This is a genomic window from Flavobacterium soyangense, assembly GCF_015277675.1.
Taxonomy (GTDB): Bacteria; Bacteroidota; Bacteroidia; order Flavobacteriales; family Flavobacteriaceae; genus Flavobacterium; species Flavobacterium soyangense.
Window position 1 is genome coordinate 35,862 of the sequence record NZ_JADHEC010000016.1, and the last position, 16,584, is coordinate 52,445.

At 34.8% G+C, this 16,584-nt stretch carries 16 protein-coding genes; 3 read left to right on the forward strand and 13 right to left on the reverse strand.

From position 1 onward, the window contains the following. Positions 1-8 precede the first annotated feature (8 nt). The 4 genes from IR213_RS08625 to IR213_RS08640 form a co-directional block, all read right to left on the reverse strand. Entirely contained in the window at positions 9-758 is a 750-nt protein-coding gene (locus tag IR213_RS08625) for a shikimate dehydrogenase family protein (protein ID WP_194311904.1), read from the reverse strand. A gap of 141 nt (positions 759-899) precedes the next feature. Further along, positions 900-2,294, reverse strand: a complete 1,395-nt coding sequence (locus IR213_RS08630; RefSeq protein WP_194311905.1) for a tetratricopeptide repeat protein — start codon at positions 2,292-2,294, stop codon at positions 900-902. A 158-nt stretch (positions 2,295-2,452) separates the two neighbouring features. Beyond that, positions 2,453-3,634 carry an aspartate aminotransferase family protein gene (locus IR213_RS08635; protein ID WP_194311906.1) on the reverse strand — a complete coding sequence of 394 codons (1,182 nt, stop codon included), beginning with the start codon at positions 3,632-3,634 and terminating at the stop codon, positions 2,453-2,455. Between the two features lie 101 nt (positions 3,635-3,735). Continuing rightward, positions 3,736-5,364, reverse strand: coding sequence for an OstA-like protein (locus tag IR213_RS08640; protein WP_194311907.1), 1,629 nt, complete (start codon positions 5,362-5,364; stop codon positions 3,736-3,738). 285 nt (positions 5,365-5,649) lie between these two features. On the opposite strand from IR213_RS08640, the gene IR213_RS08645 reads away from it, so the two are divergent. Beyond that, entirely contained in the window at positions 5,650-7,518 is a 1,869-nt protein-coding gene (locus IR213_RS08645) for an alpha-amylase family protein (RefSeq protein ID WP_194311908.1), read from the forward strand. 691 nt (positions 7,519-8,209) lie between these two features. On the opposite strand, the gene IR213_RS08650 is transcribed toward IR213_RS08645, so the two are convergent. The 7 genes from IR213_RS08650 to rsfS form a co-directional block, all read right to left on the reverse strand. Beyond that, entirely contained in the window at positions 8,210-8,983 is a 774-nt protein-coding gene (locus IR213_RS08650) for a superoxide dismutase (RefSeq protein ID WP_194311909.1), read from the reverse strand. A gap of 123 nt (positions 8,984-9,106) precedes the next feature. Continuing rightward, positions 9,107-9,376 carry an acyl-CoA-binding protein gene (locus IR213_RS08655; protein ID WP_194311910.1) on the reverse strand — a complete coding sequence of 90 codons (270 nt, stop codon included), beginning with the start codon at positions 9,374-9,376 and terminating at the stop codon, positions 9,107-9,109. Beyond that, the gene (locus tag IR213_RS08660) at positions 9,369-10,028 is read right to left on the reverse strand and encodes a phosphatidylserine decarboxylase family protein (protein ID WP_194311911.1); all 660 of its coding nucleotides are present in this window, start codon (positions 10,026-10,028) and stop codon (positions 9,369-9,371) included. The genes IR213_RS08655 and IR213_RS08660 overlap by 8 nt, the downstream gene beginning before the upstream one ends. Continuing rightward, entirely contained in the window at positions 10,018-10,908 is an 891-nt protein-coding gene (locus IR213_RS08665; RefSeq protein ID WP_194311912.1) for a phosphatidate cytidylyltransferase, read from the reverse strand. Before IR213_RS08665 ends, IR213_RS08660 begins: the two co-directional genes overlap by 11 nt. A 1-nt stretch (position 10,909) precedes the next feature. Further along, positions 10,910-11,512: an LUD domain-containing protein gene (locus tag IR213_RS08670; RefSeq protein ID WP_194311913.1), complete on the reverse strand. Its 603-nt coding sequence runs from the start codon at positions 11,510-11,512 to the stop codon at positions 10,910-10,912. Positions 11,513-11,622: 110 nt separating this feature from the next. Continuing rightward, a complete protein-coding gene (ftsH, locus tag IR213_RS08675; protein ID WP_194311914.1) occupies positions 11,623-13,548 on the reverse strand; it encodes an ATP-dependent zinc metalloprotease FtsH in 1,926 nt (641 codons plus the stop codon). Between the two features lie 15 nt (positions 13,549-13,563). Continuing rightward, the gene (gene rsfS, locus IR213_RS08680; RefSeq protein ID WP_194311915.1) at positions 13,564-13,935 is read right to left on the reverse strand and encodes a ribosome silencing factor; all 372 of its coding nucleotides are present in this window, start codon (positions 13,933-13,935) and stop codon (positions 13,564-13,566) included. Positions 13,936-14,031: 96 nt separating this feature from the next. On the opposite strand from rsfS, the gene IR213_RS08685 reads away from it, so the two are divergent. After that, positions 14,032-14,760 carry a biotin--[acetyl-CoA-carboxylase] ligase gene (locus IR213_RS08685; protein ID WP_194311916.1) on the forward strand — a complete coding sequence of 243 codons (729 nt, stop codon included), beginning with the start codon at positions 14,032-14,034 and terminating at the stop codon, positions 14,758-14,760. A 66-nt stretch (positions 14,761-14,826) separates the two neighbouring features. On the opposite strand, the gene IR213_RS08690 is transcribed toward IR213_RS08685, so the two are convergent. Together IR213_RS08690 and pyrE are read right to left on the reverse strand one after the other, a co-directional pair. Further along, complete coding sequence (locus IR213_RS08690; RefSeq protein WP_194311917.1) at positions 14,827-15,219, reverse strand: SRPBCC family protein; 393 nt, start codon at positions 15,217-15,219, stop codon at positions 14,827-14,829. A 54-nt stretch (positions 15,220-15,273) separates the two neighbouring features. After that, complete coding sequence (gene pyrE / locus IR213_RS08695; RefSeq protein WP_194311918.1) at positions 15,274-15,921, reverse strand: orotate phosphoribosyltransferase; 648 nt, start codon at positions 15,919-15,921, stop codon at positions 15,274-15,276. Between the two features lie 7 nt (positions 15,922-15,928). Here pyrE and IR213_RS08700 point away from each other — a divergent pair, with 7 nt between their 5' ends. After that, positions 15,929-16,531, forward strand: a complete 603-nt coding sequence (locus tag IR213_RS08700) for an NUDIX hydrolase (protein WP_194311919.1) — start codon at positions 15,929-15,931, stop codon at positions 16,529-16,531. Positions 16,532-16,584 lie beyond the last annotated feature (53 nt).

The following is a 16,584-nucleotide window of genomic DNA, read 5'->3' on the forward strand; positions in this document are numbered from 1 at the left end:
AATTGCTTCTACTTATTCCATATTTCCCACGCTTTCTCCGCCTGAAAAATAAGCATATCTTGTCCGTTTTTAGTTTGTGCTCCAAGTGCTGCAGCTTTTTTAAGGAATTGGGTTTCCGCTGGATTGTAAATCAGGTCGTAAGCAATGTGCTTTTCGGTAAAATATTCGTAGGGAATCAAAGGGAAAGCCTCGGTATTTGGACTTGTTCCTACTGGTGTAGAATTAATGATGATTTGGTAATTGTCAAAAGTTGTGGCGTTGATTCGGCCGTAATCGATAATACCTTCTTTGGCTTCTCTGGAAACAAAGGTGTATAAAATACCCAATTCTTTCAAGGCATACGCCACGCCTTTTGATGCGCCGCCAGTTCCCAGAATCAGTGCTTTTTTGTGATGCGGTTGCAATAGCGGTTCCAATGATTTCATAAAACCATAATAATCGGTGTTGTAACCTTTCAGCCTCCCTTTTTTGGTAATCTTTATGGTATTTACGGCGCCAATTTCTGTTGCTTTTTCAGATAATTTATCCAAATAAGGAATCACCACTTCTTTGTACGGAATTGTGACATTCAAACCTTTTAAGTCGGGAGTGTTTTTTATGATTTCCTGAAAAGCCCTTATTTCTGGAATATCAAAATTCTCGTAAGTGCAACCTACAAAGTTTTCGTTGTTGAATTTTTCGGTAAAATACCCTTTCGAGAAAGAATAACTAATGTTGTGTCCCAGTAAACCAAAGCGTTTTCGTATTGTATCCAGCATTTTTATAGTAGTTTATTAAAACACAAATTTAGCTCATTTAATATTATTTATTTTGGTATTCGCTGATTTTTAATTCACGAATTTACACCAATTAATTAGTGTAAATTCGTGAAATTTGTGTCTGTTTTTATTTTAATAAAATTATTTTTTGTGTTTTGCAATGTAATTCTGCACCATTTTTCGTGCCCAAACCACTGGGAATAAATCTTCGATAAGAATATAATTGTCAAAATTCAAACGCATTGCATTGCTCAAATGAAATTTAGCTTTGGTCGTATCCTGAATCATAAAGTACAATCCCGCCAAACGATATTCGACTTCATTCTCTTCCGGGAAATATTCCGAGGCTTGCAACAAAGTTTGTATCGCGCTTTCGAATTCGCCCAAAAACAGAAGAATATCAACCCAAAACAACCAAGTATCCAGTTCGTAATCACCAAATTCAACCGCTTTTCGATAGCCAAATTCCGCTTCTTCAAAAAGGTTCAGCTGCTTATTTATAGAGGCATAACGTTTCCAATACAAACGATTTTGATTGTCAATCGCTAATGCTTTATTGACGAAAAATAAGGCTTTCTGATAGTTTTTTTGGCGAATGTAAAAATCGGTAATGGCAATCCAGCCTTTATCCAAAAGAGGATCCTCATGAACCGTTTTATTGAAATATTTTAAAGCCTGCACTTTGTTGCCTAACTTTTCGTAGCATTTACCTATTCGTAGCAAAGCATACGAAGTTGGCTCATCTAATTCGATGGTTCTGTTGTAGCTTTCAATTGCTTCTTTGTATTTTTTCAATCGTTCCAAAGCCTTGGCTCTTTCCATAAAAGCACCCAGGAATTCATCGTCAATTAGCGTAGCATAATCAAAGGCTCGAATGGCACTTTCATATTCTTTTACGCCATAATGCAAGCGACCCAATTGATGCCAAGCGATTTCGCTGTATGGATTTTGGTCAATGTATTTTTTTAAATAGTCAATTGCTTCCTGATTTTGGTCTAAAAATTCGAAACAATAGACCACGTTATACAAAGCCGATTGGTCTTCAAGATCTTCTTCCAGACATTTGATAAAGCTTTCTTTGGCCATTTCCAGATTGTCCATAAACAGATATTCCATCCCGATTAAATTGTAGACATCAGCTAAATCATCGGTATATTCTAAAGCAATTTTGAGTAATTCGACCGCTTTTTCGTGTTGGTCTCTTTTGGAACAAATATTTGCTTTTTGAATGTAGATTTCTTCGTTTGTTGGTTCGATGGCGTACAATTCGTTCAATAACTTTTCAGCTTGTTCGAGCTTGTCGTCATAAACCAGCATTTCAACCTGGACAAGTTTTAATCCAGTTGATTTCGGATGTTGTTCCAAAGCCAGTTTTAAGGCTTTTTTAGCCAGATTGGCTTTTCCCATATCGAGATAATGAAGAATAATTTCTTCAAATTCTTCGGAGTCAAAAAAGAGCACTTTGTTGGTTTTCAACATTGACTCAAATTTGGATAGGGATAAGTTATATTCTTCTTCCTCGTTGCTTAATTGCATACTTTATATTTTTTTGGTTTGCCCAAAATAAAATTAGGCAACCTAGGTATTAGTGTGAGGAAAATTTAGAATTGTTGTGAACAATTTAGTTAACAGATTTTCAATGACAATATCAATGGCAATTTTAATCTGAAATCAAAAATCGTTAATCTGCAATCTTAAATCATTATTTCATTCATTACCTCAATCATAATCTCGCAACCTTCCCGAATTTCATCTTCGGAAATTGTTAATGGCGGTGTAATTCTTATGGCACATTCTTCGAAAAGTAACCAAAATAAAATTAGTCCCCTGTCTTGGCATTTCAGAATCACTTCGTTAGTTACTGTTGCGCTTTCTGTCATTGCCGCCAACATTAATCCTTTTCCTCGAATTTCTTTTATCAAAGGATGTACCAAAAGTGATCTGAAGAGTTTTTCCTTTTCCAAAGCCTCCGTCATCAAATTTGTTTCGGTAATTTCCTGCAAAGTGGCCAAACAGGCTGCCGCAATGACAGGATGTCCACCAAAAGTCGTGATGTGTCCCAATTTGGGATCGTGGCTCAACAAATCCATCATTTCCGAGGATGCTGTGAAAGCACCCACAGGCATCCCACCACCCATTCCTTTTCCCATAACGACAATATCAGGAACGACATCGTAATTTTGGAATCCAAAAAGTTTTCCCGTTCTACCAAAACCCGGTTGGATTTCGTCGAGAATCATCATTGCGCCCACTTCCGTACAACGTTCTCTGACTTTTTTCAGGAAATCGTTCTGAGGTTGAATAAATCCGGCGCCACCTTGAATGGTTTCAAGAAGAATCCCGGCAGTTTTAGTGGTTATTTTTTCTAAATCAGCTTCGTTGTTGAAGGTGATAAATTCGACATCGGGAATCAAAGGACGAAAAATTCTCTTGCGTTCTTCAAATCCCATCATGCTCATAGAGCCCATTGTGTTGCCGTGATACGCATTGTGGCAAGAAATCAATTGGCTTCTGCCTGTTGTTCTTCTGGCGAGTTTTAAGGCGCCTTCAATGGCTTCGGTACCGGAATTGACGAGATAGGTTTTATCTAATGGTTTGGTCAGAAGAGAAGCCAGCAATTTGCAATATTCCACGGCCGGACTTTGCGAATATTCGCCATAAACCATCACGTGCGAATATTTGTCCAATTGGTCTTTAATAGCCTGATTTACTCTTGGCGGTTGATGCCCAAGCGTGCAAGCCGAAACTCCAGCCACAAAATCCAGGTATTTTTTATTGTTAGTATCGAAAATATAAGAACCTTTTGCGTGTGAAACTTCCATTCCTAAAGGATAGGGAGAAGTTTGGGCTTGGTATTTTATGAAATCGTTGTTCACGTTTTATGTTTTTAACCGCAAAGTTCTCAAAGATTTTCGCAAAGTTCACGGAGTTTTATTTTATGTATTTATTAGAATTGAATTCTGCAATTGACCACTGATCACTTTTTCTTCTTCTTATCGTAATTCAATGTTTCCTTCCGGATTTTCATCGGAACATTTTTCTTGTCATTTTCAGCTTTGCCTTGCTTGATGAGTTTATCGTTTTCTATATTTTCTTCGGGCGGAAAAATATCGTCTTTTGATTTTATTCTTTCATCGCCACGCCAAAACAACGCCCGCAGTCTTCGTGCGTTTTCGGGCAAGTCTTTTTCGGGATAAATATCTCCGTCAATTTGCTTGAAAAAAGTGATGGTTTCTATAGCATTCTTATTAAAAATAATATTGATTTTACTGCTCACGTTTTTGTTGATACCAATGAGATCGTGAGTTTCATTCCGCATATAATAAATAACTTCGGTGTTTTTTATGATATCGACATCGTGGAGTTTCCCGTCCTCGAATTTGCCGTAGAGATTTTGTCCTTTTACCTGGTTGAAACCTGTGCCGAGTGTGTCTTTCGAGACCAGAAACGTATTGTTGAGCACCTTGAGCGAATCGAGTTTTTTGGTGGTGTTGTTGCCAATGAGATGCATCACATCGCCTGTAATTTGGCTATCACCGTTCCAAAGAATTGGATTTCCCATGAGTTTTGTCAACGCTATTTTTGAGCTGGAATGCAGCGAATCACATTTTCCGCTCATATCGGTTTTATAAAAACGAACATTATTAAAAGCGCGAATAATTCGATTGCCTTCTGGACCCGTAACCATTAGCTTTTTTCCGTGAATATAAACAGAATCGTTATCGACAAAGTTGACCGCCACGGCTCTTTTAGTGACAAACATCGAGTCCTGATTTTTGTAAATTTCGGCATAATGGCCTTTAACAATTCCCCGATTTATGGAGTCGGTTATTTTTACATTCCGCGTTGCTGAAGCAAATTCCCGGTTTCGGTCATAATATAAACTATCGCCTTCAATCAATCGGTCATCGTATCTAATGTAGGACTTCCGAAGAAAATGCGCCACATTTTTTTTGGTATCATAAAATCCTTTTTCGGTATAAATATAATTGGCTTTACTGGTGATTGTTGACGGTCCAAAAAGGTATGAATGTCCAGAATTACTGTAATAATCCAAGTGATTTGACTTGATGACATATTTTGGATTCGTGATGGTAACCGCAGTCAGGAATTGAAATTTTTTTTCTGCAACAAAGTATTTTCCAGACATGCTTTTCAACGTATTTTCTCTGTTGGTAATCGTTCCATTCGAGTTGTAATAGACTTCTTGTGTGTTTCGATTGAAATTAATTGTATCTGTAATCATAGTTGATTCAGGCGAACGCATAACGGCATCTCCGGTAGCAAAAGCCTGTTTCATATTGCCATTGTATTCAGCATATTTGCTGTTGAGGTATAAAGTGTCGCCTTGCACTAATTGCACGTTTCCAAAGGCTTTTATGTAATTTTCCTTTTGGAAATAATAAGCTTTGTTGCAAGTCATAATTACACCGTCGTGATTGACACGCACATTTCCGGTAAGCAATACAGCATCTGGAGCTTCCACTTGGTTTACATCGAAATAATCAGAATGTTCTACAAGGATTTTTTTTGGTACTTGCGCCAAAAGGTTTTGGAAACTTAGAACTACTAAACAACAACTTATGAAAAATAGTGATTTCTTCAATGGATTTATTTTTTGCCAAATTTAAGAAAAAGGAAACAACCTGAATCCATATTATGATTTATTTATAACTGTCCAAAAATGATGAATGTTTCATACGATTTCGATTTTAAACTTATCAACAAAAAGGAATACTGTTTCGTTGTAGTTCCAATTCTAGTGAATAGTTCCAGATAAATCTTGAATGATTCTTAAATTGATAGCAAAAAAATAGTATTTTTAGAAGTTGTTAATTCATTTGGATAGGATTTCATAATTAGCAATAAAAATTAGGAAAAATAATTTACTATGATAAAAAAAATAACTATTGTTGCAGGAATAAGCATAATGCTTTTGGCGACAGCCTGTAAAACTTCAGCAACAAAAATGAATTCAGATAAGAAACGAATTACATCAGAAAATAAAATAGTTGTTTATCAGGTTTTTACCAGATTATTTGGCAACAAAAACAAGACCAACAAACCTTGGGGAACCATCGAGGAAAATGGAGTAGGGAAGTTTAATGATTTTACGGATAAAGCATTGAATGAAATCAAGGATTTGGGCGTTACTTATATTTGGTACACCGGAGTTCCGCATCATGCTTTGGTTCGTGATTATACTTCGATTGGAGTTTCAAACGATGATCCCGAAGTGGTAAAAGGTCGCGCTGGTTCGCCATATGCCGTTAAAGATTATTATAATGTAAACCCTGATTTGGCTGTAAATCCTGCTAATCGTTTGCAAGAATTCGAAGACTTGATTGCCCGAACCCACAAAGCGGGATTGAAGGTAATTATTGATATTGTTCCCAATCATATTGCTCGAAAATATGAAGGAAAAAGTAATCCAAAAGGCGTGAGAGATTTTGGTGCTGACGATGATACATCAGTAGAATACAAACGCGACAACAACTTTTATTATATTCCCAATACTCATTTTGAAGTCCCTGATGGCATTCATCCTTTAAACGGTGAAAATAACCCGCTAATTGATGGGAAATTTGATGAATTCCCAGCAAAATGGACGGGTAACGGTTCACGAATGGCAAAACCAGATAAAAATGATTGGTACGAAACCGTGAAAGTAAATTATGGAATTCGTCCTGATGGTTCGAAAGATTTTCCGGAACTTCCCGCCGGTTTTGACACCAAATCAAACCAAGAACATTTCGATTTTTGGAGGGATAAGGATGTTCCGAGTTCTTGGAAGAAATTCCGTGATATTGCCTTGTATTGGACAGCAAAAGGCGTAGATGGTTTTCGATATGATATGGCCGAAATGGTGCCGTATGAATTCTGGAGTTATATGAATTCAGCGATAAAAGTTAAAAATCCGGAGGCTTTCTTGATGGCCGAAGTGTACAATCCAAATGAATATCGCAATTATATTCGTCTCGGAAAAATGGATTATTTGTATGACAAAGTCGAAACCTACGACCATTTGAAAGCCGTAATTCAAGGAAAAACTTGGCCTGACGGACTTTCGGATATTGAACATCGAATGGCTGATATAGAACATCATATGCTTAAGTTTTTAGATAATCACGATGAACAACGTTTGGCTAGTCCTGAATTTGCCGGAACGCCAGAAAAAGGAAAGCCGCTAATGGTAGTTTCGGCAACGATAAGCACTGCGCCTATGATGATTTATTTTGGTCAGGAAGTAGGGGAAGCCGGAAATGAAAATGCCGGTTTTGGGACTCATTCCAGAACTTCAATTTATGATTATGTTGGTGTGCCAAATCATCAACGTTGGATGAATGGAGGGAAATTTGATGGAGGACAACTTTCGCAAGACGAAAAAGACCTACGTGATTTTTATAAAAGGTTGTTGAATTTTTCTATCAATAGTTCGGCTTTGATGGGGAAATTTCAGGAAATACAAACTGCAAATCGAAACATCACACCCGGTTATGATATTGCGATTTATGCTTATACGCGTTGGTCGGATACTCAAAAATTGATTGTTGTGACTAATTTTTATTCGTTGGCTTCCAGTAATTTCGACTTACGAATTCCTGCGGATATTATTCAAAAATGGAATTTGAAAGATGGAACTTATACCATCACCGATCAATTGTATCATAAAAAAACGACGCAATTGAAAGTGGAAAATGGTGAAGGAAAAGCCCAAATCAGTATTGGCCCTTCGGAATCGTTTATTTTTCAGTTGTAATACAATCTTGACTTGATTGTTTAACTGTAAACTTGTCATTTCGGCGCAGGAGAAATCGCATTAGTTGCTCTAGCTATGTGATTTCTCCCGTTGGTCGAAATGACAAATAAACCTTTACTTGATGAGTTATTGTGCTTGACAAAAGGGACTCTGTTAAGACTCTTGTTTCAAATTTGATCGAATTGCATAAATAATATCACTGTAATTCTCAAATCTATCAGGTGAAATAGATACCTGTTTGCCATTAACTAAGTTTAGGATACTTTGATGATAACCATCACTTATTGGCCCACTTCTAACCCATTGCTGAATTTTAACCCTTTCTATATTTAAAATATTATTATATTCTAATAGCTTACTTTTATTAAACAATAGATACTTGAATTCAATTCCTTTATCGGTTACACTTATAGTTTACAGCATTAGAATTGAAATGATTTCTAAAATTAAAAAAATAATTATTAATATTGCAATCCAAGTTGGTGCATATTGAAAATTTAATTTTCCATTATTGAAACATTGAAAAACATTGTAGCAAAAAAGATTCCAGCAACAAAACCGGTAATTAGTTTTGCCCAATACATTTGTCTGAATTTAGATGAGACATTCATTTATAATTTCGGTTTAAACCTTTAGAGTTGATTGATTTTTTGTGATATAACTTATTCAATCTTATTAATAAACTTCAAGTTTACTTCCTCAAAGCTTCCTCATAATTTTCACCCACTTTTTTCCAATCGATTATATTGAAAAAAGCATCAACATAATTTTTTCTTTTGTATTGATAATCCAAGTAGTAGGCGTGTTCCCAAAGGTCTAAAGCCAGAATCGGTTTGCCGGGTATTGTTGCATTTCGCATTAAGGGATTGTCCTGATTTTGAGTGCTGGTAATTTGAAGATTTCCCGATCGATCTACTATTAACCAAACCCAACCCGAACCAAATTGTTTTGTGGCTTCGTCTTTGAATGCAGTAGTAAAGTTGTCAAAAGAGCCAAATTTCTTATTGATGGCAGTTGCCAAAGTATCTTGTGGTTGTCCTCCAGCTTTTGGTGTCATACATTTAAAATACAAGGAATGGTTGTAATATCCGCCTGCATTATTTTTAATATCAAGGACACTCGGGTCTAATTTTGCCAATACTTCTTCGATGGTTAGATTCTCTAATGCTGTTCCCGCAATGGCTTTATTCAAATTATTGGTGTAGGTCAAATAATGTTTAGAAAAATGGTTTTCCATTGTTGATGCCGAGATACTTGGTGCCAAAGCATCGTAAGAATAAGCCAATTTTTCAAGTTGGAATGAGCCTTCAGTGGCTTTAATATCGTCAGGAACTCCCATTATTGTTGTTTTCTGTTCAACATCTGGCAACGGCACATCAACAACTTCAGTGTATTTTTTGTTGTTACAGGAAAGTAATAGTGAAAGTAGCAGTAAATTTGATAGTAGTAAACTTAACTTTTTCATACAAAGTTTATATTTGTTTTTTAAAGGAATATGGAATTGATTCTCCTGTTCACAAAAGCTCGGGTCACATTTCAACTTTTTTTTTCATATTGAGTTTTGGTTATGCCCATTTCATAATCAGAACTAATTTTCCAATATGGATTTTATAATTTCTATGTATTGTTCTTTTGCTTCATCAACGGATAAATGGCTAATTTGAATCCAGGCATTGGTTTTGAAAGCATTTCTTAAATCATAACTTTCAGAATGATTGTAACTTAATGTTCCATAAGTTGCCTGTTTGTAAAATGCATAAAGTCTTAGTTGGACATCTTGCGGTAATGATGCCTGAGTCATTTGTGAAGCAATTTCGACAGCTTCTTGAAACCGTGTATCTAAGTCTTTTTTATTCATTCAGTTTTGTTGCAATAATTGTTTTGCCTCCAATGGCTTTCTGATTAAGCACAACATTTATTTGCGTTCCCAAAGGTAAAAAAATATCAACTCTTGAGCCAAATTTAATAAAACCAGCGTCTTCACCTTGCTTGACTTGTTCACCTTCTTTGGCATAATTGACAATTCTTCGTGCCAAAGCACCCGCGATTTGACGATATAGCACTTCACCAAAAGTTTTATTTTCGATAACAATCGTTGTTCTTTCGTTTTCTTCGCTAGCTTTTGGATGCCAAGCTACTAAAAATTTCCCAGGATGATATTTACTGAATTTTACAAGGCCGCTAAGAGCATACCGAGTTACGTGAACATTTAATGGCGACATAAATATGGAAACCTGAATGCGTTTTTCTTTAAGGTATTCGCCTTCATACACCTCTTCAATTACCACTACTTTCCCGTCTACCGGAGCCAGAATTTGGTTTTCATTGAGAATGAAGTTGCGTTTTGGGTTTCTGAAAAATTGTAAAATGATAATTAATAATGCGAACATACTGATTTGTATGGTCATTTTAATCCAATTGGTGTCAATGAATTTATCGGATAATAAAAGCACAATGGCAGTAATAACTGTACCTATTAAAATTGATTGAGTGCCTTCTTTATGAAACATAGTTTAGAATTTGGTAAAATAAAAATATAATTGGTGCTACAAATATAACACTATCTAGTCGATCTAGGATGCCTCCATGGCCAGGCATAATTTTTCCGCTGTCTTTTACTCCTGCAATACGTTTAAATTTGGACTCGATTAAATCTCCAATAGTACCGAAAATTCCAACAATTAATGCAATAGAAGTCCAAATCATTATGGACCTTGCGCTAAATTGCGGGCTAGCTTTTATATAATATTTTGAAATTAAATAACCTGCCAAAATTGAAAAAACAATTCCTCCAATGAATCCTTCAATTGTTTTTTTTGGTGAAATTTTTTCAAATAATTTGTTTTTACCAATAGATTTTCCAACAATAAAAGCAAAGGTGTCATTTGTCCAAATGATAATAAATAATCCAATTATTATTTTAGGATTATAGTCTTTTATTCCGAAAGATATTTTTGTGATAAATATAAACGGAAGAATAATATACCCTAATAAGTATAGATATTTTGATGATATACTTGTGTTTTGAATTTTGTCATAAAATAAAAATAATATACACTTAATAGAAACTACAAGAGATATTACTAATAAAATGAGATCTAACTGTTTTGTATTGATTGAAAAATCAAAATCACTGTTAAATATTTTATTTATTGTATCAGTAGTGACCTTATTATAACAACTAAATAAAGTTACAGATGCATAAACTAATATTCCGAAAAGAATGGAAGGTGTTTTGTTTATTTGAATTAAATTGCAAAATTCATAGATTGCAATTATTAAGAATATTCCAAACAATATAAAAAAACTTTCAGACGAATACAGTATTGAAGCCAGCAATAAAATTATATATATAGCACCAGATATTGATCTCTTTAGTGTTTCATTCATTCTATTGATCTTCTAAAAGCAATAAGTATAGATTTTTTGCAGTGCTACCATATTGAGTAAAGTCTTCGTCTTCAACTTTTTCGAAATATTTTATTGTCGTTATATTTGTTGGATAATCTCTAATGTATTTCTTTTTTATAACACTCAAGCCGTCGCTTTTTGTTCCAATAATCTGGCTGGTGGTAGCTAAAACAATGATATTGGCTGGTAGTTCGTTTGGTTTATGTTGCTTGATTTGTTTGGATGAAAATAATATTGAACCTTCTTCAGTAATAAGGTTTTCACAGTTTGCCAAAAGAAAAGAAGGATGTTTTGGTTTTTGGTGCGTGACTTTATTTTCTTCAAGCATGCTAAAAAGTTCCGGTTCATAGCATAAAGCTTCGCTTTCGAACCAGTCGTTTTCTTCCAAAATATTTTCAAAATGATCTTTTACTTCTGCTTCATTTTCACAGTATAAAAATTTTCCGCCATTCTTCTTGAAATTATAGATAAACTGTTCTTCCAGAGGTGCATCATTATCCGGAGAGAACTTGCTGAATTCATTATCTTTTCCCCCTTCAGAATCTGGGTTATTTGAACCAAAAAATTTTCTAAAAAGACTCATATTTTTCTATACTACTTTATAAATTATTTGAAAACGTCCAAAGATAAAAAAATCTTAATTCAAAAGACACTTTTGAATTAAGATTTTAAAATAATATATGTTTTCTCTTATTAAGAGACTACTTCTTCTAGATTTGAGTCAAATGTTCTTTTTCCGAATATGGTTTCTAAGTCATCTTTAAAGATTACTTCTTTTTCGATAAGGATGTCTGCAAGCTGATTCAATTTGTCTTTATTGTCTTCCAATATTTTGATGGCTCTTTCGTATTGGCTTTCGATTAACAAAGATATTTCTTTATCAATTGTCTTGGCAGTTTCCTCGGAATATGGTTTTGAAAAACTGTATTCACTTTGGCCTGTTGAATCATAATAAGTAACATTTCCTATTTTTTCATTCAATCCATAAATGGTTACCATTGCTCTAGCTTGTCTGGTCACTTTTTCCAAATCACTCAATGCACCAGTTGAAATTCTGTCGAATGTTACTTTCTCAGCAGCTCTTCCTCCCATTGTGGCACACATTTCGTCGAGCATTTGATCTGTGCGAACAATCAAGCGTTCTTCCGGTAAATACCAAGCTGCCCCAAGGCTTTGCCCTCTTGGAACAATTGTTACTTTTATTAATGGTGCTGCGTGTTCGAGCATCCAACTTACAGTTGCGTGACCTGCTTCGTGGATCGCAATGGCTTTCTTTTCGTCAGGAGTTACAATTTTATTTTTCTTTTCAAGTCCGCCTACAATTCTGTCTACAGCATCTAAGAAATCTTGTTTGTCAACCGCAGTTTTGTTATTTCTTGCGGCGATTAAAGCGGCTTCATTACAGACATTAGCAATATCGGCACCCGAAAATCCAGGAGTTTGTTTGGCCAAAAAGTCGGTATCAAGACCTTCAATTTTTTTCAATGGAGCAAGGTGAACTTTAAAAATTTCAGCACGTTCGCGAATGTCTGGTAGGTCCACAAAAATTTGTCTGTCAAAACGACCAGCACGCATCAAAGCTTTGTCAAGTACATCGGCTCTATTGGTTGCGGCTAAAACAATCACATTCGAATTGGTTCCAAAACCATCCATTTCGGTCAATAATTGATTTAACGTGTTTTCACGTTCATCATTTCCGCCCGACATATTGTTTTTTCCTCTTGCTCTACCCACAGCATCAATTTCATCTATAAAGATAATTGCAGGAGATTTTTCTTTGGCTTGCTTGAATAAATCACGTACTCTTGAGGCACCGACTCCAACAAACATTTCCACAAAATCAGAACCTGATAAAGAGAAAAATGGCACTTGAGCTTCGCCTGCAACTGCTTTTGCCAATAAGGTTTTTCCGGTTCCCGGAGGTCCAACGAGCAGTGCGCCTTTTGGAATTTTCCCGCCTAGATTAGTGTATTTTTCTGGATTCTTCAGGAATTCCACAATTTCTTGTATTTCTTCCTTTGCGCCTTCTAAACCAGCTACATCTTTGAAAGAAGTTTTAATATCCGTTTTTTCGTCGAAAAGCTTGGCTTTTGATTTTCCAATATTGAAAATTTGGCCACCGCCGCCACCGCCACCGCCGGACATTCTTCTCATTATGAATATCCAAACTCCAATGATAATGATGATTGGCAATAGGCTTACGAAAATATCGGTCCAATTGTTTTTAGGCAAGAAATTAAAATCTTTTAATTTTCCTTCTGCAACCGCTTTCTCCAATTTAGTTTGAAAAAGTTGATCGTTACCAATGATAAAAGTATAATGTGGCCCTTTATTTGGACGGTCTAAAATATCTTTTGCCACTTTTTTATTTGCTGGATCTTTTAGTGCTGCAGTTGTTAAAAATACTTCAGCTTCCGATTTATTGTATACAATTACCTTTTCAATCTGCCCTTTTTCCAAATAAGCATTAAAATTTGAAGATGTTAATTGCGCAGGTTCTTGAAAACTTGAACCGCCTGTAAAAAAGCTTATAGTCAGGAAAACCAACAATATGGCTGTATAAATCAACCAAGGACTAACTTTGAATTTATTTGAATTTTGATTATTATCTTTTGCCATTAGAGGTATATTTCTTTAGTATTTATTCTCGATTTTAGTAATTTTGGCGTCACCCCAAAGACTTTCGATGTTGTAATATTCTCGAATGTGTTTTTGGAAAACGTGAACCACAATGCTAACATAGTCCATAAGAACCCATTCCGCATTATCAGATCCTTCAACATGCCAAGGTTTGTCTTTTAATTCTTTTGAAACTATTTTTTGAATGGAGTTAACAATGGCGTTTACTTGTGTGTTTGAATTTCCGTTACAGATAACAAAATAGTCACAAACGGCGGTGTCTATTTCTCTTAAGTCCAGAATATCGATGTCATTTCCTTTTACTTCTTCTATTCCCTTGATGATGTTTGCTAGTAGAACATCATTATTTACAATCTTTTTAGCCATGAATTATTTTTAATATAAGTTTGTAAAGTTACCATTTTTTGTGATTATTTTTGAACCTTAACATAATATTAAATTTTGTTCCACAAATAACTTCTTATGAAACTAATCAAACTCGATGCCATAGATTCCACAAACGAATTCCTAAAAGGATTATCGAGCAACCAAATACTAGAAAATTTTACTGTTGTTAATGCCGAAACTCAAACAAAAGGCAAAGGGCAAATGGGCTCTGTGTGGGATTCAGAGCCTAGTAAAAACTTAATAATGAGTGTTTTGGTTAAAGATTTTATAACAAATATTAATCGAATTTTTGACGTTAATATCGCAGTGTCTGTTTCTATAATTCAGGTATTAGAAGAGTTGAACATTCCTGAATTAAGTATTAAATGGCCAAACGACATTATGTCAGATACTAAAAAGATAGGCGGTATTCTTATTGAAAACAGCATAAAAAGCGATGGAAGTATTAATTCTATCGTGGGTTTAGGATTGAACGTCAATCAAATTAATTTTGAAAATTTGCCCAAAGCATCATCATTAGCAAGAATCTGCAACAAAACTTTTGACAAAGAAGAAATTCTTTTGAAGATTGTCGAAATGTTGGAACAAAATATATTGTCTTGGAACCAAAACTCACATTTGTTGTGGACTGAATACACCAATAAACTCTTTAAAATGGGAATTCCTATGCCGTTTGAAGACAAAAATAAGCAAAATTTTATGGGAATTATTCAAGGCGTTTCACCCATTGGAAAACTAGAAATACTTTTGGAAGATGATTCAATTTCTGAATTTGATATCAAAGAAATTCAAATGTTATATTAAGCCTTATAAACAAGAAAACCTTTTAGTACAAACTAAAAGGTTTTCTTGTTTATAAAGTATAATAATTTACAATTTTGACATATTTCCTGCCAAAGTTTCAATAAATTTCGATATAGGTCCTTTTATCATCATACACATCATCGCATTAAATTCGCCTTCAAAAAGTAATTGTACATTTGACGAATTATCTGAAGCCGAATTAATATCAGCAACCAAAGTAAAAGGTAATTTATCACTTGCAGCACCAAGAACAATTTTGTTAGGTGCTACTTTTTCTTTCATTTTTAGTTTTATTTCGGGCATTCCTTTTAATCCAAAAATAAAAGCATCGTCACCGATAACTTCAAATTTTGCAATGTTTTCAGGCATTAATTTCTCGAAATTTCGTACATCGCTTAATAAATCAAATAATTCTTGTGCTGATTTTTCAACAGTAACTGTAGGGCTTTCTAAGTTCATTTTTTATTTTCTTAATTGAATATTCAATAGTAATGGTCTTACTTTTTTGAAATTTTAAACTTTTACGATCCAAGTCGATGGACTCAAATTCCATTCTCTTAATGTTGCTTCTTCGTCTTCAGTAATGTATCTTTTGGCAACGGCCAAGTCTAATAAATTCTGATAATTACTCAAAGTTAACAAGTCAACATTGGCATTTTTAAAGTTTTCTTTGGCAACATCAAATCCATAAGTAAAGATTGCAGCCATACCTTTTACGTTTGCTCCGGCAGTGCGCAAGGCCTCCACAGCAAGCAAACTGCTGTTTCCGGTGCTTATTAAATCTTCAACAATTACTACATTTTGACCTTTTTGAAGAAAGCCTTCCACCTGGTTTTGTCTCCCGTGTTTTTTTGGTTCTGGTCGGACATAAACAAAAGGCAAACCCATACTTTCGGCAACTAAAATCCCAATTCCTATTGCTCCTGTGGCGACACCGGCAATAACATCGGGCTTTCCAAATTGTTTTTCTATATGTTTCGAAAATTCATCACGAACATAATTTCTTATGAGCGGAAACGACAAAATTAATCGGTTGTCACAATAAATTGGTGATTGCCATCCCGAAGCCCATGTAAAAGGATTTCTTGGATTCAATTTAATTGCATTTATTTGCAAAAGCAATTCGGCAGTTTTCTCGGCAGTATCTTTATTAAATATCATAATACAAATGTATAAAGTTTTTGTGAACGACAAACCACTTTTTTTGACAAATGAAATCTCCAAGGAGACAAATTTTCAGCTATTCTTATTGGAAAGTGTTGATATAGTTCAGCTTATCGTCAAAATTTTTCAAAACAAAATTCAAAAAGCTTATCTCTACCATCCTGATGAGAAAGAGATTATGAAAACTTTGAAATCTAAAATTCCTGTTTCTAAAGCTGGAGGGGGTTTAGTCTACAATAAAAAGGGAGAGGTTTTATTTATTTTCAGAGGCGGAAAATGGGATTTACCAAAAGGAGGAACGGAAAAAGGGGAAGAAATCGAAGCCACGGCAATGCGTGAGGTCGAGGAAGAAACTGGTGTAAACCAGTTAACAATAACAAAAAAACTTCAAAAAACGTATCATGTATTCAAACGAAATGGCATTTACAAACTAAAAATCACGCATTGGTTTGAAATGCATTCCGATTTTGAAGGAATTCCTATTGGACAAATAGAAGAAGGAATAGAAAAAGCGGTTTGGCTCAGTCCGAGTGAAATGCCGGAAGTTTTAAAAAATTCCTATGAAAACATAAAATTATTGTTCGAAGACGAAAATTCTATTGCGTAAGCAATTTTTAAATTCATAATTCATAACTCATAATTCATAATTCATTTTACCTT